The following is a 19,064-nucleotide window of genomic DNA, read 5'->3' as shown; positions in this document are numbered from 1 at the left end:
CCATCAGGCCGGTTGGAAAGCTGATGTTGCCGACTTCGGTAGCAAAAAAAGAACCACCTCCAGCGACATGGAAGCCAGGTCTGCCGGGTCCAGCTCTGCCATTTCCTGCGGAGTCAGTTCCGGGCTGGAAATACGGGGGATAATCGTCATCATCGAGGCCACATCCATTTCCATTACGGCCTGCAGTCGGAGTCCCCGCAGCGCACCAGACTGAGGTTTACGCAGCACGACTTCCCGGATCGAAGTTGCGCCACGCTGCACAGGTGTATCCAGAATGACAATGGATTCCGTTTTTTCAGTAAGAAGTTCACTCATGATATTTACTCTCTGGTTGTCAATGTCCTGACAGTGTGCCCGGACTCACACAACCCGGCGAGGCGCTGTGATTGTTAGATGCGCCATACAACCCTCTTGCCAGCGGTTGCGCCGGCATTGTGCTGGCGTTCTGTCTTTTCCCCCTCAGCGCGCGCAGCCCCGCCCGCCTGCCCGCTTCACTTAACAGAATGGTTTTCATGCACCCCGTAAATCGTCTCAGGAGCCGCCATACAAGGGCTTTCGCGTCAAAAATGCTGCATGAGACTCATGCGTTTTCATGCAGCATAGACATGCACTCATGCGTTCTCAGGCCAGCCAGGAAAAAGGTATAAAAAATCCCGGTACTGGACCGGGATTGCGTGGGCGTTCTTTCTAATCAGACAGGGATTTGCTGGCGGTTTGACAGTTTTGATGCAGAGCCATAACGATTGAGCGTTTTCTTTTGTTTTTCATGGTTTTCCGGTTCATCTGATTCTTGTTCATTGCGCCGGGGTTTCATAATTATCGTATCCACACTTTCCAGTGCAGTAAATGTGCAGGAACATTCGAGATTCTGGCACTGATACCATGAGCGTTTAACCGATGGTGCTTCATAGGCTGAGGTTCTGGCGTGTGCCGTAGTGCCGCATTCGGGACATTTAAGCGCCATCAGATACTCTCCATATCACGGTTACGTTTCTGCTGTTTTTCACGTTCATGACGGATCTTCATTTTATGAAGGGCCGCCGGTGACGGGGTTTTGCTTAAATCGATACAAGCCGAATAATCCGGCGCAACACCCGCCAGTTTAAACACAGGGTCCTGTTCCGGCATCGCAGTGTTAGCAAGAGCCGGTTTGGTGATATGTTTGTGAATAAAGTCTTTCAGCAGTGTGTCCGGGTCATTAACTGAATGTACCACACCGACAACTGCGCTGGCTTCGCGGCCCATTGTAGATTTGAGCAGGCTCAATGTCTGGATGAGAGCCTTACCATGCGATTGCATAAAATCTTCCCAGATTTGTTTTGCGCGAATACCCACAAGTGCCTCGTGCGCGTGGATATACTTTCCGGCTAATTCCGCAGTCTCCTGTGGCAAAAGTGCATTTTCGCTCTCCTGAGCCGCCAGCAGCTCATCAAAATCCTCAAGCGTTTCTCGTCCCAGCGCAATTTCCGTGCGCAGTTTTTTCATTTCCTTTGAGACTACGCCCTGACTTTCACGAAACAGCGTGCGCCACTCATCATTCAGTGCGTTCGTCGTGGCTTCCATTTCAGCACGGCGCTGGCGGATAGTTGCAATATTATCCGCTGCCGCTTTCTGCCGACGACGTGCTTCAAGCCATGCGCTTCTGGCTGTGTTCAGGGTTTCCATTGCCTGCTGCGTTACAGCCGGAAAAGTGGAAAGGTTGTTATTCTCTGCGGTGTTGTTCATGACTTCTCCTGCCGGGTTGGTTCGTTACGTCAATTGTGTCGTGACTGACACAAGCGCACTATCGGCGCTCAGTGTGTGGTGGCTGGCACAACGGGCGTTTGCGGTTATTCAGACGCGGCATGACAGCCAGCCAGATAAAAATGCCTCTGTTTCAGCCTGCTTTATGTCCCGGATGCGGTGAAACAGGTGGAACAGGTGTTACAGCATTGTTTTGTAAAACATTTATATGCACATCACAGGTGAAACATCGCAGGTAACAAGGTGGAACAGCGGATCGGCTGGCGTTCCACCTGTTCCACCTCACTATTTCAGAAGGTGAAACAGGTTTAGCCCTTGTAAAATACGGGTGTTCCACCTGTTTCACCTGTTACCCTTAATAAATAAGACTCACGCAAAGCCTTAACCCGGCACCTCGCTGTTGAAGACATAGAGTCTGCGGGGATTCATCTCTGGCGGGCGAATGGTTGTCTGCAGCTTGCCATCGGTGGAGGGCAGCAGGTATCCACGATCCGCGCACAGACGCGCCACCTTGCGCGGGTCAAATCCCCGGCAGATTTCTTTCCAGCCGGACGGCATGACGTAGAACGTGGTGACGGCCTCCGTGCCCTGCGCGGTACTGCCTTTCTCCACCCTGCGCCAGCCCACCATATTGCCGGGGCGGTTACGTTCGTCGTGCCAGTCAGCAAAGCGGCTGTACTGATTCGCGGTAAAGAAGCTGCGTACCTGCTCCAGTGCGGCAATATCTTCCTGATTGGCGGTGTGCCCGCGATCTTTCAGCCATGCGTTCAGGCAGACGCGGGTTGCCCGCAGCGCTTCACCCTCAGGCCAGCCGGTGATACCCAGCCGGGTTGCCAGCTCGCCCGCCATCGCCACCAGTGCAAAGCGGTTCACAGCCCGGCCTACCTGATTACCCGCATCTTTCGGGGTCAGGGCGGCTGTATATTCCTTCATCAGTGACTTTGCCTGTGCCGTCAGCCCGTTAAGGTCAGCGGTCAGGGCTTTCAGCCACTCCCTGAACGGCGAACCGTAGTAGCTGGACGTGGCCCACTCCAGATGTTCCGCCAGAGCCTTGCCGCTGTCGAAGCCGTGCAGCTCCTCAAATACGCCAAACTTCCCGGAATCGCTGGGGATCTGGATCATCCTGACTTCCATCCCGGCAAATGTACGCTCACCGGCTTTTGCCGCATGTTCAGTCAGTGACAGCTCGCCGGTTGAAAAGAACAGCAGCCGCCACTGCTTACGGGTGCGCAGCTCACCGTCCGTACCGGCACGGCCCTTGCCCTGACCATTTGCCAGCATGTAGGCGATATTGCCTGCCTCGCGTCCGTCCACCTCCCGGATCTCATCAAGCATCATGGCGGCATCGTTGCGGCGGCTGGCGCATCCCTCCAGCGCGTTGCCGGTTGCCCGCCACGTCTGCCAGTAATCAGGCCCGCCACAGACAGAGGTTGCCGCTTTCATGGTGGTGGTCTTACCGTCCGTCGATTCCCCCTTGAGGTGGTAGCCGCCGCCGTCCATACCAACCAGCCGTAACAGGGGGGCAGCAAAGGCCAGACTGACGGCAAACGCCACGCGGGAGTTGCCGGTGCAGTAACGGGAAACGTGCTCCCGCCATTCCTCCGTTGTACCTGACACACGGAAATCGCGCCCCTGCACGGAAGTTGTCTGGAGAATGACGCCCTCTGCACCTTCACCGCTGACCTCATCCTGCAGGACGTAAACCTGACCATGCCAGCCCGTGCGGCTGACGCAGGTCACGCGGCGTTCCGGTTTACACAGCGAGATATATTCCATCAGGCGCGCGCGGGCCTCACCGGTGGTGCTGATATAGGACAGCCCGTTAACCAGCAGTACCCGGCGCAGTTCCTCACCGCTCCCACTGAGCATTTCCATCGGCATCGCCCAGCGGCGGCGCTCTCCCCATGTATCTTCCCACTCCAGCAGTCGCCCGAAATTACCGCCATCGGCATCGCAGGTGATTGCCGTCACGCGCAACGGGTTGCATATTTTGACGTTCTGGATCTCCGTCTCACCGTTGCGCTGTACCTGTTTTTCATACCAGAGATATTCCTGGGTAAGACGGAACCCGTGCGGCAGCTGCGTGCGGCCTTCTCCGCACAGTACAAGACCGTTACGAAAGGCTTCACGGGCGCGGGTAATACCGTGCTCACGGTGGAAGTCATTCCAGTCAGCTTTAATTTCTCCCGGTGGCAGCGTCACCCAGCCACCGACTGATTTTGCCGCCCGTTCAGCAAAGGATCTGCCGGGATTCTCGCCCCCGTCCTGAAAATCGTTATCACCGGCGATGATAATTTTTACCTCAGGCCAGCGTGCCCGCAGCGCCTGTGCGACGTTGGGCAGGTTGCCCGCAGATATGGCGGCCACTACGCATCCGGCGGTGAGCTGGCTTACCGTCAGCGCCGTGGCGTAACCTTCGGTAATCACCACCTGTACCGGCGGTTCAGACGGTAACGGGCTGAGCGCCACAAACGCGCCTTTCATCGTGCTGCCGGGCAGTATGCTTTTTTCACCCGTCGGGGCGATAAGCTGTGCACCGGTCACGGCTCCGGCGTTCGTCGTGAGCGGTAACAGCAGGGAACCGGCAGGGAAATCCTTACCGCTGATATGCTGCACGCTCCCGGTCAGGGAGGCCGGGTATCCGGCGAACCCTTTTCCGGTCAGATAGGGGCTTTCTCCCGTGTGACTCTCTTTCATCAGGGCCGCCACGGTAAGGCTCATATCGCGTTTAGGGGCTTTTTGCCTGGCGGGCTTAACGGGCAGTTCCTGCACATCCGGCACATTAAGCACCTGCGCCACCTCCTGCGCTGCCTTTCTGACGCCGTAACCGGTTATGAGCTTAACCAGATCCAGACCATCACCATTGCCGCACTGGCTGCAAATCCACGTCCCGCGCCCGTCGAGGTCATCGAGGCGGAAGCGATCCTTGCCCCCACATTTCGGGCAGGGACCGTGCCTGCCGTTTTCAGGTACATCAATACGCAGCATCTGCAGAATGACGGGCCATTTCCCCCGCGCTGCGGCTGAAATCTGCGTAACCGTCTGTGTTGTCATACTTCCCCCTGATACAGCGATACACCCGAGCTGCAGAAGTCATCAAATGCCGCCGGAAGTGTGCGGTACAGCTCCGCCATCACTTCACAGCCGCGCACGGTCAGTACCGGCGGCGCGGTCAGCAATGATGGCTCCAGCATGTCAGTCATCAGAGCCAGTGCAGCCGCTGCTCCCTGTGCTTCGCCATATTCGTTAATCAGTGCACACTCGATATGCAGGGCAATGGCCATTTCAATACGTTCAACAGTCAGACTGTGCGGACCATAGTGATCGCAGCCGGTTTCGGTCAGCGCTTTCTGGCGCCAGGCCGATGCAATAGCCCGCCGGTAAAGCGCAGTGGTCATTTCTGCCGGAAAAATAGAAACCTGCGGCTGGTTCATTGGGTGCCTCCTTCAATCAGTTCGCAACTGTGCGCAATATCCGTCAAATCTGACCGCAGGTACTCCATCAGCGCGGCGATGCCTGGCGCACATCCTGCATCCAGCGTTCCGCCCTGCGAGGGGTATTCAGAAAAGAGAAGCTGCAACATGTCGCAGGCCTTTCTGGCGCGAGCCAGCTTTCCGAAACCGTCCTCTGACAACCCATACGCAAAAGCACCGCTATTGTGTTTTTCAGGCAAAGCGTGGCCCTGAGCACCGTTGTGCCCGTTTGAAATATTCATTGTGGATTACTCCGTTTTCAGCGGTGTTTTGTCAGAGAAACTTTGAATAGTGACTGTCGTCAGGTTCAGCAGAACGCCGTATGCTGCGCTCCCGCCAGCGGGTAAATACCACCGACGGATGCAGCGTCAGCGAGCCAGAGCCGCTCCCCCCCGCGGGAGCTGGCGAAGGTTTAAAGAGCGGGGCATTAAACAGGCGCGTATACCGCTGCTCAAACCATGCCAGAGGGCAGGAAGAAAGCTTATTGTCGCTGTCATGACGAATCAGCACTTCACAGCTGAATTCAGGGTTAACCAGCGCCACGGAGGGCGAGGCTTCAGTTAATCTGATAATCGTGACAGTCCAGCCACGCTCATGCTGCCAGCGTTCGCCGGGTTGCGGATAATTACGCATGTTCACCTCCGCAGGGAATGCGACCGGCAAAACTCAGCACGTAGTCCGGGGCAAGTCTGCGCCGCGCTGAGCGCTCGTTATCTGCGGTTATCCTTAACATCACAGGGCGGGCATTGCGTTGACTGCGGTTGATCGCCGCGAATAACCAGGTACACTTCTGTTTAGCCATCTTCGTTGTCTCATATAGCGGTTTGGTCAGAAGCCCGGTTAGTGTTGCTGCACTGTCGGGCTTCGCACTCACAAGGTGAATCGCACCTTCACTTTTAAAGCTACCCTTAAGTGAATCGCACTTCAAGTCTTTTATTATCATTTTTTTTGCGTATACTGAATCGCACCTAACGCAAGGAGATCCAGTAATGGCAACGGGTTCAACTAACAACAAGTCGCAGCAACTTAATGCTCGTTTCCCACATGATGTAGTTGCAGAATTAGAAAGCAACCTTGAAGATGGGGAAACGAAAGCGCAATTTATTGTTACCGCTGTAAAAGGCGAGATTAAACGCCGGCAGCGCAGGAAAAATAAGCCAGAGCAAGTAAGCTGAATAGAGAAGCGAATAGACGTTCTCTCAGATTCCATGCTAATTTCAGTAAGCGAAAATATTTTTAAGCCCACAAACTCATTTTGTCGGGCTTTTTTATTAGTGATTTTCATGCCGTTCACCACGAGAGGCATATATTTGCTCTTGAATCCAGTGATCGACTTCGCTTTCAACAAATGAAATTGCACGAGTTCCTATTTTCACCGGGCGGGGAAATGTATTGTTTGAAAGCTGTTTGTAAAGCCATGCCTTGCTACGCTGAACGCGTCTTAACACCTCTTTTGCTGAGATAAGGGTCTGATTCTCTGAAAGGTTGTTTGCATATTCCATCTTGTTACTCCGTGTTCTACTTAAGTTCACGGTGACTTTAAACACTGAAAAAAAGTCATTCTAGTGATAATGGAATCTATTAAGACAAACGTTGATTCTATTGAAACGTGATGATTTCCACTGAAAAAAAGAAACGATATTCATATGAAAGAACACAAGAAGAAGGAAATGCACAAAAAATAAAATCAATAAAATTCATATAGATAGGATGAAAAATCAAACAAATCATACGTTGAAAGGTATTATTACGTTTTATCGATTCATATTACTCAGGAATTACCACAGTATTACACTGTATTACCCCCTCTAGCCCCTTAGAGCCTCTTGTAGCCCCTTCTAATGAGAGATATCCAGAAAGTAATTAATAAATTCACTCTCCGTATTTTATAATATCTTTACCCAACTTTATTTTCTTATAAAACGTAGCTTTTTTAATTCCTTTCAATGGAATCTCATTTTCATTACAAAAAGAAATAATATCATTATATATAACACTATTATCGCTATAATTTACCTTTCCATGTTTCTTAAGTAATTCAATTAGCAGGTAAATTAATTTACAACTATAATTATCCTCGTCATCTTTTCTATACTGCCCTCTGCCATTACTCCTTAATTTTTTACCAATTTCATATAATTCATTTCCTCCTAGCATCATTAAAATATCGCCCCAATCTTTATTTTTTACCTGTTGTTGCAATGCGTTCTCAATTCTTTCCTTAATCTCCACAGGTACAATATCTTCCCTCTGAAAGATATAAGCGGCAGTTAATACTAAGTTCGCTTCCACTTTTTGCGTGGCGGATATGTTTTTATATTCATTAATCAGTTGTAGATTTCTGGTTATTGCCTTTCTTAATCTGATAACCTCTTTTAATTGAATCTCAGTCAATTCATCATTTTCGGTATCATAGTCAAAACCATTCATAGCAAGCGCCACTTCGTGTGGCGTAATGTACGTTAACCTATTAAAATAAAACAAATTATTATCAGATTGTGTGTTATTCATTTATATCTCTCCGTAGCCACACAATGGTAATTATTTTCCATGCACACGCGCAAAATCATATGGTGTGATAGATCCATTCTTGTTAGCATCAATGTAATCAGCCCACCATTGCAGCATTAATCTTCTTTCTTCAAGATATTCAGAAGTGTGCATATATGAACCTTTCACGTTTTTTCGTTCAACGTGGCTTAACTGTCTTTCAATAGCGTCATCATTCCATAGTTTCGACTCACTTAGCGCACCACGCGCCATAGTTCTAAATCCATGACCACATACTTCCGTTTTCGTATCATATCCCATTACACGTAAGGCGCTATTTACTGTATTTTCACTCATTACTTTTTTAGGGTCATGATCGCTGGGAAATATCACCTCACCTTTACCGCTCAAGGCATGTAAACGTTTAAAAATATCAAATGCCTGTTTGCTCAGCGGAACAATATGTTCAGTTTTCATCTTCATCCCACGCTCAGAGTGTTTTACGCCGGGAATAGGCTTACGAATTCCGGGTATCGTCCACTCGCTTCGTTCAAAGTTAACTTCACTCCAGCGAGCAAAACGCATCTCACTTGAACGAATAAATGTAAGTAGCGTTAATTCAACGGCAAGCCGTGTCATTAGTCGCCCTTTATAGCGTGATAATCTTTCAAGGAACTCAGGGATTCTTTTTGGGGGTAGCGCTGGGTGATGGGTCGCCTTAACGCTTAAAAGCGCTCCAGCCATATCACTGGCAGGATTTGACTCAAGAAGGTCATTCTGCACACCGAAACGCATAATTGCGTTTACGCGCTGCATCAGTCGCTGCGCAACATCATGTTTACCTGCCGTATCGACAGCTTTGATCGGATTGAGAAGCTGGCTGGTTCTCAACGTCCTAGCGTCAATTTGACCTATCGAGGGGAAAATATACTGCTCAAGGGTCAGCAGAACGCGATGGCTATGATCTTCGCTCCAAGTTAGATTACTTGCGTGCCATTGCCTTGCGATAGTTTCAAATAAATATGCCCCCTCAATTTCAGCTTGTGCCCCCTTTTGCTCCACTTTGGGGTCAATGCCCTGAGACAACAATTTCTTTGCTGCATCGCGCTTACCCCGAGCCTCAGCCAAAGTGATCGTCGGGTATACACCAAAAGCGAGCCGATCTTCCTTTTTGTCAGACGGGCGGCGATACTTCATGCGCCAGTATTTGGAACCTTTAGGGGAGACTTCAAGATACAAGCCGCCTCCATCAGCCATTTTATAGGCTTTCTCTTTCGGCTTTGCTGTCTCTATCTGGCGAGCGTTGAGTTTCATTTTGGGGGCACAAATCCTGATCGAATTGACATGCCCCCGATTATGCCCCCAAAAGGGGGTAGACCACAAGAGACCAACAAAGACCATGAAATACGGTAACTTGCTTGTTTTTAAAGATTTTTTCTGGATTTGTAGACTTCAGGAAACGTCAAAAGAAGTGTTAATGGTGCCGAAGGCCGGACTCGAACCGGCACGTATTTCTACGGTTGATTTTGAATCAACTGCGTCTACCGATTTCGCCACTTCGGCACTGAAGGGTATGCGGAAAACGTTGAGGATTATACCCTTACCTGTCACCCGCGCAACCTCAATTGTCGCTAACGTGCGCCAAGTGATGAAAAATTCACCTTATTATACGGACTAATCTCAAACGCAGGCTTTTGCACGGTCCTGTGGGCCGGATGGCGGAACTCTGCCTGGTGTGGGAAGTCCTATTGGCGGATAGCAGGCGCGCCGTGGATGGCGGGCCGGATACACATCGAGGTTAAAATGAAAAAAATTTTACAGCGCCTGACCCTGACAGCGGGCGTACTTTCTTTTATGGCGGCAGGAACAGCACTGGCGGCGAGCTGGCAGGATCAGTTGAGCAGCGCGGCATCGCAGCTAAGTCAGCAAAATAACAGCAACGGTACGGCACAGAACGATGCTAACGCCCAGGGCGGGTTATCGCTCTCTTCACTTACTGCACTGCTGAACGGCGGTGACAAAGCAGTAAGTAGCAGCACCATGACCAACGCCGCTGGCGTGATGGAATACTGCGTTAAGCATAACGTGGTGGAGAATAATGCTAACAGCATTAAGGATCAGGTACTGAGCAAGCTTGGCCTACAGGACAGCACAACGCAGGCGCAGCAAACCGACTACCAGCAAGGGCTGATGGGCCTGTTGAATACCGGCAATGGCCAACAGCTGAATCTGAAAAGCCTGAGCAATACCCCGCTTGGCGAAAAGCTTAAGACCAAAGCCTGCGATGTCGTATTAAAACAGGGCAAAAACTTTATCTCCTGATCCCCACTCTCTGCGCCCTGCTCTTTAACACGGCGCAGAGATTATTCTTCCTTTATTCATCTTTAACAATGCTAGTCCTGAGTGATGGTAAACGTCATCGCGCCACGCGCCACACCGGGAGTGATACTGGTACTGATCGGCGTGTAGGATGCCAGCATCGGAATAGAGATTTCCGGCTCCCCGGCCAGATGATAGGTTTCCGGCGTATCAAAAGTCAGCAACCTGCCATCACGATGCATGACCTTAATCGCAATGCCGCCAGCGGTTCCTGGTCCCTCCTCTATCGGCACAATTCCCGGCTCCGGCGAAGGCGCACCGCCTGAGGATGAGAAGGTTACCTTCACCGGCAGATTCCCCTGGCAGATTAACTCAATATCAAAGGCCGTGGGCGAAACGGTACTGGCTACGCCGGTAAAAGATCTGCGGTTTACCCGGCCTAACGGCACCATAAGGCTTGTGGATTTGGCATAGCAGCTTTTCATACGCACGCTGCCGGAAGCGGCCTGTAGCGTTAAAGCCGTAGCGAGATTGCCTGACTTATCCGAGAGCATAAAGCGCGCCACTTCGCCGCCGGGAAAAATGCCTGGCGTAATATCACCGGTACGGTAAAACAGCAGCTGTATATCAGCACCGATCACCGGTCTGCTTCTATCCGCCGTTATCGTGGTATTAACCGGCATAAAACTATCGGGTAGCAGCGCGTCGGAGATTTTCACCCCCACGCCCGGAATGCCGGTTTCATATACGTCCGGCAGCACGCCGCTGGGACGCGCCCAGCTACCGGTCAGGACTGACTGCCAGTTAATACTGCCCTCGCAGTTTTGCGCCAGATCGCCAGCGATCGCGACCGTTTTACTGCCGATCACGCTGCCTGGCGGCTGATTAGGATCCACCAGCAGATCTGGTAGCGTGATCTGCTGTGTTCGGGGCGTTCCAAGATCGCAGCCTGCCGCCTGTACGCTGGCGGGCGCTGCGGCGCATAACATTATTACACCAGCAACTGTTAACTTCTTCATTGCAGTATCCCTTCTTTCAAGCCGATTTACCGGCAGATAGCCTTCAGCAGGAGAATCTCTTCGCTGCTGTCAGGCAACGCGAAGCTGGCGCGGCACTGCTTGTCGGCGCCGCTTCCCCAATTCACCAGCAGCTTGCCCCGCGACGCCAGGCCGCTCAGCCATACCTCGCCATCACTGCCGACAATGCTGCTGTAGTCTGAGTTATCGTCTTCCGGCCTGACCGTCGCACCGAAAGGCACCGGCTGACCATTCGTCCGCACCAGGGTAAACAGGGCACGCTGCCCTAACCTGCCGCTGAAATCCGCTCTGACCACCGCGCCACGAGTAGGGATCACCTGGCTGGAGGACTGCGCCAGCTCAACCGTTTCCGGCAAAGTGAGCGGATCGAGCGTCAGCTCACTCACACGATAAGGCCTGACGTAGGGAACCAGGGTATAACCGCGAAAATCGGTAATAACGCCGGTCTGGTTTACTACCGATGCGCCGCCCACGCCGGGCGATTTAACCAGCGCTACCGTCTCACCAAGCGGCTGGCTGAGCGTAACGCCATCCTGATGCGCCACCAGCGCACCGCTGATACCATAGTTCAGTCGTCGGCTGTTGCGATCCCATGCGTAGCCCGCATCCACCTGACCGTAGCCGCCGCGATAATCGATATCGGCACTACCTAGGCTGCCGCCGTTACGGTTGGTGTAGCCCTGACGCACGCTCCAGCCGAGGTTATTGTCCTCCAGCGCGGTACCGTTCAGCCCTACCGTCTGGCTGGTGCTGCCGTGACGTGTGCTGTTTACCTGATAGCTCGCCCAGGTATTACTGCTCCAGTCGCTAAGCGCCATATTGAGTGAGAGCGCCACGATTTGTTCCTCGCGCCCGCTTTTTTTACCGCTAAATCCAAGTTGCGTATTACGGTTATAGCTGTAGTTCAGGTTAAGGCCGATCCCTTTCCAGCTATTGTTGTAGCCGATATTTATCGAGCGCAAACGCCGATCGTTATCCCAAAATGACTCATCAACCGCGTTGATCGTCAGGGAGCCAGCACCGCTCCACAGGTTCTGGGTAAGCAACATTTCTGCCCGCTGGCGGCGCTGCTCTCTGAAGTAACTTTGACTGTCGCCATAGCTATCCAGCACATCATCAAGGCTGTAATAATCCCTGGTCGCATAGCGAAATCCAGCCAGCGCCAGGTTAGTACCGGTGCCGATAAAGTTTTTGCCATAGCGCAGACGCCAGACGTGACCATGTTGGGTGTCTTGTCGCCCGGCAAGCTTACTGCGTGCCACGGTCGCATCCAGAGAGAGCGCACCAATCTGTCCGAAGTTTCTGCCCACGCCCGCTACCAGCGAGTGATAGCTATCCGCCTGCTGTGTGCCGCCATAAAGGGTAAATCCATGCTGCAATCCCGCAATCGCGGTCCCCTGAACAAACATCTTGCTGGTGGTGTGGTTCTCATCATTCCGGTATTCACCGCCGGTCAGGCTGTATTTTATATAGCCTTCACGCTGTAATACCGGAACGGAAGCAAAAGGCACCACCAGTTGCTGTTCGCTACCGTCAGTTTCGCGGATGGTGACGTAAAGATCGCCGCTGCTGCCGGTAGGGTAAATATCGTTAATCGCGAAAGCACCCGGCGCAACGTAGGTCTGGTAGATGATGTTGCCATTCTGGTAGACGTTCACCTGAGCATGGCTGCGCGCGATGCCGCGCACTATCGGCGCATATCCTTTCAGGCTGTCCGGCAACATATCGTCATCCGACGCGAGCTGTACGCCCCGAAAAGAAACGCTGTCATAAATATCTGTCGGCGACGTGCTTTCCCCCAGCGTGAGCTGTGCCTGCAACGGTATAATGCCGCGCTGAACTCGGGTATAGAGGCGATCCCACCCTGCATCGCTATGACGGCTACGCGACCAGGTACTGTAGTTACGCAGCCGCCAGGGGCCTACGTTAATTCCGGGCCGCAGGCTAAGAAACTGGCTGTCGTTGTTACGCCGGTGCGCCTGTAGCGCTTCGCTATGCGCGCCGCTGAAGCGATAGTTGAGCATCAACGCGCTAATTCCTTCATCCCAGCGGTCTGGTGGCACCGCGTCACGTGCGCTGTGGTTCAACTCCGCCTGAGGAAAGCTAAGTATTAACTGCTGAGCGTTCACATCCAGACGGGCGCGGGCGTCAGCGATCTGTGAAAGATCGGCACAGCCGTTTTCCTGTTGAAGCAAAGGATAACGCGCCACGTTAACCCCATAGCTTGCCAGTACGTCAGCACTCAGGCAGGGCTGTAGCGTTTGCCCGCCTTCCTCATTATCTTGCCGAAAAAAAGTAACATCCCGCGTTTCTTGCCGCCGGTTATTCATCACGACTTCAACCCGATAGGTGCCAGGCAGCTGTTGTAGCTCCTCAAAAGCCGAAAGATCGACCTTATCGTTATCAACGCTCTGTTTTTCCAGCATTGCCGGGTTAAAACGGACTTTAGCGTAACCGTTATTGGCCTGAATCAGAGCTGACATAAGGCACAGCAGCAGTAAGCGGCGTTTCCTTGCGCCCGTCATGGCTTTTCCTTATTCAATAACGCTTCTGTTTTTTATTTATCAGTCAGTAGCTTGCTTCAGCCTCTGCCGTCGCGGCACCATAATCATTAATTATCCGCCAGCGCACCTTGCCTGATGCTGCCAGCTGAGGAATGTCGTAGGTCCTGGTGGCAAAAGGTGCCACCCATTCCGGGTTCTTAATAGCTTTACCGTTGACCTCAACAGAACGAAAACTCATGTAGAAAGGCGTTGGGTTATTAACCTGAAGCTGACCTTTCTGCTGACTCCACTGCAATTTGCCATAGCTATCAGTGGGCGATACTCGCTTAAGCGTGGCCGGACGATAGATCAGCTTGAGCTGATTTTTAATGGCTATCTGTAAAATATTCTCATCATCGGCGGCACCGGGAATCGATTTAATATTGGCCCAGAACAGGCTTTCCCGATCTTCGGGCAGACTTCCACCGGTAAAAAGGAGACGCAGAACGTTTTTTTGTTTGCCGTCAAGGCGAAATAACGGCGGTGAAAAAATAAAGGGCGCTTTACCGCCATCCAGACTTTCTGTCCAGGATTGTATTAACCAGGAAGTTGCATCAGGGTTAGTGACGCTGATAGTGGTTTCTTTGCGGTCACCATGAAAAATAATGCGCGTTCCGCCTATCACGACGCTCGCTGATGCTTCGCTACTAAATAGCGATAAAAGCAGCAGAAAGCCGAAAATCCGTTTATACATTTCCGCTATCCTGAAAAAAGCAATGGGCCGCCAGCGGCCCATTGCGGGAACGATTAGTTATAGTTCATCGTAAAGGTAGCAACTGCGTTAGCCGTGCCTGCCTGCACGTTGCCATTCATATCGATATAGCTGGCGTAGAATTTCAGTTCATTATCTACGTCAGGTAGCAGCTCATACTGGCTGGACGCTCTGAACAGCGGCAGTTTCTCCATGGTTTTATCGTAGAGCTGAATAGCAACACCAGTTGCTGAATTAGCCCCAGAGCTTATCGCCAATACTTCGTTATTGCCGTTATAACCAGCGCCATCAAATTTTACTCTGGCAACGCCTGCCGGGCATTCAGTCAGTGTTAAAACAAACTCTGTCGTAGAAGCAGTAGAACCTTGCCCAGTAAAGCTGCTTTTATTTACGGATCCCATCGGTACCACCAGGCTTGGGCCATTAGCTCCCGTCAGCCTGCAGGTATTATCGATGATTTCGCCGTTAAAGTTGACGGTACCGTCATAAGCAAGCACGGATGCGGATGCAAACAACAAAGTCATGCCTAATGAGATTTTGTTAAAACGTTTCATATATATCCTTATCAGCTATTGTAAGCGAAATACTACTCATGCCTTAAAAAAAGTGGACACGATTCCTTTTATTCTCTGAAGCACAGAGAATTTCATAAACAAACGTTCTTCGACAAAAAAAGTAGATAAAATCAGGCGTTACGATACGAAAAGTCCTTCCTCATCGCTCCTTATCAAAATAGTGTCTCTGAGTTATTAACACGTCAGGACATTATTCGACTCCATATTATGAGGATGGCTAACGCCTGACTCTCACATCATCTTGTCGACATTAAAATTACAATAAAAAAAGATGAGAGAAAGTGAAGAATTAACAATTCAGGAAAAATAAATAAAATTTCACAATATCAATGCAATACTGGCAATAACCACAGCGGCATCCGCTGCAAAGATGATTAAAATCAATAAATTAAAAGCAAAAGTATACATAATTAAAAATTACAAGATTTAAAAAATATAATAAATAAGATTATATATCGCCTGGATCCCCTTCATTTCTCAAGAGCGTTTGAATGCATAATGTTGTTATGTTAGCTTGAGCCGCTACCCGCCAGCTACATGTTGTTACTTATGGAATCTATCGACGAGGAATTAACCATGTTTTACTGCATTAATAACAACGCTATCTTCGATCCGATAAATCATACATTAACTTCAAGTAAATTTTACCCGGGAAATGACACGAAAATTAATCAACCTGCCAGCCGTTGTCTGGCGTTACTGATTGAACGCAAGGGCGACATTATTTCTCAGGAAGAATTTATGAACGAAGTCTGGCGTAAGCATGGTATGGAGGTGACGGTTAATACGCTCTACCAGAACATATCTATATTAAGGAAGAATCTGAAACGGGTAGGTATTGATGACAATATTATTATTACCGTACCTAAAAAGGGTATAACCCTCTCAGCGCAGGTAGAAGAGTGTGACGAAAAGCCGGTAAACTTTTCCTCATCAGACTTTTCTTCAGAGAAAAAAAGTTTCTCACTGTTTAATAAAAGAGGGAGCGTTCGTCTGCTGGCCGCGCTGTGGTTCATATTGCTTGCGACATTACTGGTGCTGTGGCTTGTCTTTACCTGAAGCCAATACTTTCTCCTGACACAGCTAATAGTTGCTTCTGAAACAAGCAAGCGCGGAGAAACACGATTTTCTTAACGTGCTACGCTATGCTGATAGCATGGAGAAAATAAACGAACTGAAACGAGCTAAGCGCCTGGCGCTTTCCCTGCTGCTGATTGCAGCAGCGACTTTTATATCTACCCTGTTTATGCCGCCCTGGCTATGGGCTAGCGCGCTGAAAGCGGTAGCGGAAGCAGCAATGGTTGGGGCTCTGGCTGACTGGTTTGCCGTCGTTGCCCTGTTCCGACGCGTACGCGTGCCCTTCATCTCTCGTCACACAGCCATTATCCCCCGTAATAAAGATCGTATTGGCGAAAACCTCGGACGTTTTGTACAGGAAAAATTCCTTGGCACGGATTCGCTGCTGGCATTAATTCGCCGCCACGATCCGGCGCAGATAATTGGCGGCTGGCTGAGCGCGCCCGATAATGCCCGGCGCGTAGGTCAACATCTGTTGCAGCTGATGCGCGGCTTCCTCGATTTTACCGATGATGCACGTATCCAGCGATTTATTCGACGAGCGGTACATAAAGCGATAGATAAAGTCGATCTGACCCAGTCCAGCGCCCTGCTGCTGGAAAGCCTGACGAAAAATAATCGCCATCAGGCGCTGCTGGATGCGGCTATCGATCAGCTGCTTCGCCTGTTGAACCGCGACAGCACGCGTGAATTTATTGCCATGCAGATTGTCCGCTGGCTGAAGCGCGAACATCCAATTAAGGCAAAGGTTCTGCCGACGGAATGGCTGGGCGAGCACAGTGCGGAGCTGGTTTCCAGCGCGGTGAATTCACTGCTGGATGAGGTAAGCCAGGATCAGGGGCACGAGCTGCGCCTGGGTTTTAATCGCGCCGTAGAAAAGTTGATTGCGCGTCTGAAAGCCGATCCTGATATGGCGGCGCGGGCAGAAACTATCAAAGGCTATCTGAAAGAGGATGAGGCGCTTAACCGCTATATCAGCGAACTGTGGGGAGATTTACGTGGCTGGCTGAAAACGGATTTAACCGCCGAAGATTCACGCGTTGGAGAGCGAATAACCGAGGCTGGGCTGTGGCTGGGCGAAACGTTGATGAATGATGAGGCGCTGCGCACGTCACTGAATCAGCATATGGAACAGGCGGCACAGACTATCGCGCCTGAATTTGCCACATTTTTAACGCGTCATATCAGCGATACGGTAAAAAGCTGGGATGCGCAGGAAATGTCACAACAAATAGAGCTGAATATTGGTAAGGATCTACAGTTTATTCGTATTAACGGAACGTTGGTAGGCGGGTGTATTGGTCTGCTGCTGTGGCTGATTACGCAGCTGCCCGCGCTGTGGCAATGGCTCAGCGCGGGCTAAGGGTGACAATTACTTCTTCAGGCCGCCCAGACGATCTTTATCGCTGGTGCCGGTGAGACTGTCTTTCTCGAAACCGGTGGTGGTAGTGCCAGCCGGACGGTCTTTCTCCAGGCTGCCGGTTGTACCACCGAGACGGTCTTTCTCCAGACCCGTAGTAGCGGCAAGGCCTTTATCGAGGTCCTTTGCGCCGGTCTGCTCAACCTCAACCTCCTGACGACGCACGGTATCTTTTACCGTCTCGACGCGTTCGGTTGTCTCGTTGCGGATACCCACTTCCTCTTTAATATGCGCGGTTTTGCTTACCGTCGGCACTTCATGGGACTCTTCCACTTCAATAGTTTTGTCAGACCAGTCGACATCATTCAGGTAGGCAGGCTCATTAACCGAATTACGGAATACATCCGCGTGCTGCTCGAACAGCGAAACATCTTCCGCCACTTCATCTTCAACGGTATAACGACGCAGACGTACGGTGCCGTCGCGTACCTGACGTTTACCAATGTCCACCTGCTCTTCTGCCAGCTTCAGCGCTTCGTGCTGATCTTTACCGGTCAGTGAAGTGCCGGTGACGCCAGCACCAGCAACGCCGGTAGCAGCCGAGCCGGTAGCACCTGTTGCTGAAGATGCGGTTACGCCGGTAGCGGAAGTGCCGGTAACACCTGTTGCACTTCCGGTTACGCCATCATTATGTTTACCGCTCAGCAGGTCAGCCGCCCCGGTTTTACCCGCTGTGGTTTTGCCACTGTTGTGATCCAGCGTGCCAGGGACACCGGAGGTAGGATCGCTATTGCCGGTTACGCCAGCGGAGCCTGCGTTAAAACCCGCCGAGGTGGTGCGCCCGGAGAGATCGTTAGTTTCACCCAGGTGTTCGCGCTGTTTGCCAGTAGTATCCGCATGTCGATAAGAGGAAGAATAATCATTAGCGTATTGATCCAGCAACGTTTCGATGCGATCGGCATCTTCTTTACGCGCACGCACCGTCAGTAATACGCCGCCGCCCTGAATGGCTTTGTTGTATTCGGTGGCATAGTCATCATCAACGTCATCACCAAACAGGCGCTGCCAGAAGCTGGGATGGCGGATCTCTTTACCTTCTACGCGTAGTCTTTCACCGGAAATAATATCAATATGGTTTTCCGCGATACCTTCGGCAATCAGTTTCTCTTTAGCGACTTCCGCCTGCTGTAGCTGATTAAAAGCAGTAACGATTTTTTCATGTGCCATAATAGTCTCCTCGTGCTTAGGTGTACGGTTAATTATCTTCCTTGCTGATCTCTATCTCCTGGCTACGTAATGTGACCTGTTGTTGAAAATGCTCGCGCTTTTTCAGTTTATGAATATGAACTTCTTCCTTTAATATATGACGACGAATAATTTCTACCTGCTCTTCAATTACTGGCACAATTAATACGTCACCTTCCTGACGAACCTGGGGAAAATAACCTTCCTCAATCGGTTCATTTTTTTCAACGTGCGTTATCTCCACCTCTTCATGCCAGAGCTCTGCTTCCAGTAGCTTCTCAGCGCTGGTGGTGGAACGATGAATACGGATGCGACGGTCCACCACGCGAGTGGTGCCGATCTCCGCCCGCTCTTCTGCCAACGGAATGACATCCTGCTGTTCCGCCTTTTCCTGCTGCGGCGCAATTTTCTTATCCATTAATTACCTCCGCAAATAGCGCCGTGTCAGAATATGCGTTCATTATCATGTCAGTGACCGATAACTTACCGT

Annotated in this window: 21 protein-coding genes and 1 tRNA gene; 4 read left to right on the top strand and 18 right to left on the bottom strand. The window is 51.1% G+C overall.

The window, feature by feature from the left end; all coding sequences use genetic code 11:
- Positions 1 to 3: 3 nt before the first annotated feature.
- From C7M51_RS20595 to C7M51_RS22655, 8 genes are all read right to left on the bottom strand, one after another.
- Positions 4 to 315, bottom strand: coding sequence for a phage tail assembly protein (locus tag C7M51_RS20595; RefSeq protein ID WP_001292737.1), 312 nt, complete (start codon positions 313 to 315; stop codon positions 4 to 6).
- Positions 316 to 691: 376 nt separating this feature from the next.
- The gene (locus C7M51_RS20590) at positions 692 to 964 is read right to left on the bottom strand and encodes an ogr/Delta-like zinc finger family protein (protein ID WP_001185338.1); all 273 of its coding nucleotides are present in this window, start codon (positions 962 to 964) and stop codon (positions 692 to 694) included.
- The gene (locus C7M51_RS20585; RefSeq protein WP_032435931.1) at positions 964 to 1,725 is read right to left on the bottom strand and encodes a phage polarity suppression protein; all 762 of its coding nucleotides are present in this window, start codon (positions 1,723 to 1,725) and stop codon (positions 964 to 966) included. The genes C7M51_RS20590 and C7M51_RS20585 overlap by 1 nt, the downstream gene beginning before the upstream one ends.
- A 399-nt stretch (positions 1,726 to 2,124) precedes the next feature.
- Positions 2,125 to 4,797: a TOPRIM and DUF927 domain-containing protein gene (locus tag C7M51_RS20580; protein WP_000211874.1), complete on the bottom strand. Its 2,673-nt coding sequence runs from the start codon at positions 4,795 to 4,797 to the stop codon at positions 2,125 to 2,127.
- A complete protein-coding gene (locus C7M51_RS20575; RefSeq protein ID WP_040172563.1) occupies positions 4,794 to 5,177 on the bottom strand; it encodes a DUF5375 family protein in 384 nt (127 codons plus the stop codon). The genes C7M51_RS20580 and C7M51_RS20575 overlap by 4 nt, the downstream gene beginning before the upstream one ends.
- The gene (locus C7M51_RS20570; RefSeq protein WP_001027149.1) at positions 5,174 to 5,458 is read right to left on the bottom strand and encodes a hypothetical protein; all 285 of its coding nucleotides are present in this window, start codon (positions 5,456 to 5,458) and stop codon (positions 5,174 to 5,176) included. Before C7M51_RS20570 ends, C7M51_RS20575 begins: the two co-directional genes overlap by 4 nt.
- Before the next feature lie 31 nt (positions 5,459 to 5,489).
- Positions 5,490 to 5,849 carry a hypothetical protein gene (locus C7M51_RS20565; RefSeq protein ID WP_032418135.1) on the bottom strand — a complete coding sequence of 120 codons (360 nt, stop codon included), beginning with the start codon at positions 5,847 to 5,849 and terminating at the stop codon, positions 5,490 to 5,492.
- A complete protein-coding gene (locus C7M51_RS22655; protein ID WP_001118612.1) occupies positions 5,842 to 6,018 on the bottom strand; it encodes a host cell division inhibitor Icd-like protein in 177 nt (58 codons plus the stop codon). Before C7M51_RS22655 ends, C7M51_RS20565 begins: the two co-directional genes overlap by 8 nt.
- A 187-nt stretch (positions 6,019 to 6,205) precedes the next feature.
- Here C7M51_RS22655 and C7M51_RS20555 point away from each other — a divergent pair, with 187 nt between their 5' ends.
- Positions 6,206 to 6,391: a YlcI/YnfO family protein gene (locus C7M51_RS20555; protein WP_000190567.1), complete on the top strand. Its 186-nt coding sequence runs from the start codon at positions 6,206 to 6,208 to the stop codon at positions 6,389 to 6,391.
- Between the two features lie 96 nt (positions 6,392 to 6,487).
- Here C7M51_RS20555 and C7M51_RS20550 read toward each other — a convergent pair whose 3' ends face one another.
- The 4 genes from C7M51_RS20550 to C7M51_RS20535 form a co-directional block, all read right to left on the bottom strand.
- Positions 6,488 to 6,718, bottom strand: coding sequence for a helix-turn-helix transcriptional regulator (locus C7M51_RS20550; protein WP_000455466.1), 231 nt, complete (start codon positions 6,716 to 6,718; stop codon positions 6,488 to 6,490).
- A gap of 370 nt (positions 6,719 to 7,088) precedes the next feature.
- A complete protein-coding gene (locus C7M51_RS20545) occupies positions 7,089 to 7,727 on the bottom strand; it encodes a hypothetical protein (RefSeq protein ID WP_032428940.1) in 639 nt (212 codons plus the stop codon).
- A 30-nt stretch (positions 7,728 to 7,757) separates the two neighbouring features.
- The gene (locus C7M51_RS20540) at positions 7,758 to 9,020 is read right to left on the bottom strand and encodes a tyrosine-type recombinase/integrase (protein ID WP_077139007.1); all 1,263 of its coding nucleotides are present in this window, start codon (positions 9,018 to 9,020) and stop codon (positions 7,758 to 7,760) included.
- 164 nt (positions 9,021 to 9,184) lie between these two features.
- A tRNA-Leu gene (locus C7M51_RS20535) sits at positions 9,185 to 9,269 on the bottom strand.
- A gap of 240 nt (positions 9,270 to 9,509) precedes the next feature.
- On the opposite strand from C7M51_RS20535, the gene C7M51_RS20530 reads away from it, so the two are divergent.
- On the top strand, positions 9,510 to 10,028 hold the full coding sequence (locus C7M51_RS20530) for a YjjA family protein (RefSeq protein ID WP_160623337.1): 519 nt from the start codon (positions 9,510 to 9,512) through the stop codon (positions 10,026 to 10,028).
- 71 nt (positions 10,029 to 10,099) lie between these two features.
- Here C7M51_RS20530 and C7M51_RS20525 read toward each other — a convergent pair whose 3' ends face one another.
- The 4 genes from C7M51_RS20525 to C7M51_RS20510 are packed head-to-tail and all read right to left on the bottom strand — an operon-like array spanning position 10,100 to position 14,871.
- A complete protein-coding gene (locus tag C7M51_RS20525) occupies positions 10,100 to 11,044 on the bottom strand; it encodes a fimbrial protein (RefSeq protein ID WP_160623336.1) in 945 nt (314 codons plus the stop codon).
- A 26-nt stretch (positions 11,045 to 11,070) separates the two neighbouring features.
- Entirely contained in the window at positions 11,071 to 13,587 is a 2,517-nt protein-coding gene (locus C7M51_RS20520; protein WP_160623335.1) for a fimbria/pilus outer membrane usher protein, read from the bottom strand.
- 43 nt (positions 13,588 to 13,630) lie between these two features.
- Positions 13,631 to 14,299, bottom strand: a complete 669-nt coding sequence (locus C7M51_RS20515; protein ID WP_160623334.1) for a fimbrial biogenesis chaperone — start codon at positions 14,297 to 14,299, stop codon at positions 13,631 to 13,633.
- A gap of 53 nt (positions 14,300 to 14,352) precedes the next feature.
- Positions 14,353 to 14,871, bottom strand: coding sequence for a fimbrial protein (locus C7M51_RS20510; protein ID WP_160623333.1), 519 nt, complete (start codon positions 14,869 to 14,871; stop codon positions 14,353 to 14,355).
- 597 nt (positions 14,872 to 15,468) lie between these two features.
- On the opposite strand from C7M51_RS20510, the gene C7M51_RS20505 reads away from it, so the two are divergent.
- Both C7M51_RS20505 and C7M51_RS20500 read left to right on the top strand, forming a co-directional pair.
- Positions 15,469 to 15,951, top strand: coding sequence for a winged helix-turn-helix domain-containing protein (locus tag C7M51_RS20505; RefSeq protein ID WP_160623332.1), 483 nt, complete (start codon positions 15,469 to 15,471; stop codon positions 15,949 to 15,951).
- A gap of 97 nt (positions 15,952 to 16,048) precedes the next feature.
- Positions 16,049 to 17,332, top strand: a complete 1,284-nt coding sequence (locus C7M51_RS20500) for a DUF445 domain-containing protein (protein WP_160623331.1) — start codon at positions 16,049 to 16,051, stop codon at positions 17,330 to 17,332.
- A 9-nt stretch (positions 17,333 to 17,341) separates the two neighbouring features.
- On the opposite strand, the gene C7M51_RS20495 is transcribed toward C7M51_RS20500, so the two are convergent.
- Complete coding sequence (locus tag C7M51_RS20495; protein WP_160623330.1) at positions 17,342 to 18,556, bottom strand: YsnF/AvaK domain-containing protein; 1,215 nt, start codon at positions 18,554 to 18,556, stop codon at positions 17,342 to 17,344.
- Between the two features lie 28 nt (positions 18,557 to 18,584).
- On the bottom strand, positions 18,585 to 18,992 hold the full coding sequence (locus C7M51_RS20490; RefSeq protein WP_160623329.1) for a YsnF/AvaK domain-containing protein: 408 nt from the start codon (positions 18,990 to 18,992) through the stop codon (positions 18,585 to 18,587).
- Positions 18,993 to 19,064: the final 72 nt, after the last annotated feature.

The organism is Mixta intestinalis, assembly GCF_009914055.1.
Lineage (GTDB): Bacteria > Pseudomonadota > Gammaproteobacteria > Enterobacterales > Enterobacteriaceae > Mixta > Mixta intestinalis.
Note: the sequence above shows the minus strand (reverse complement) of the source record. Positions and strands in the feature narration are given on the sequence as shown.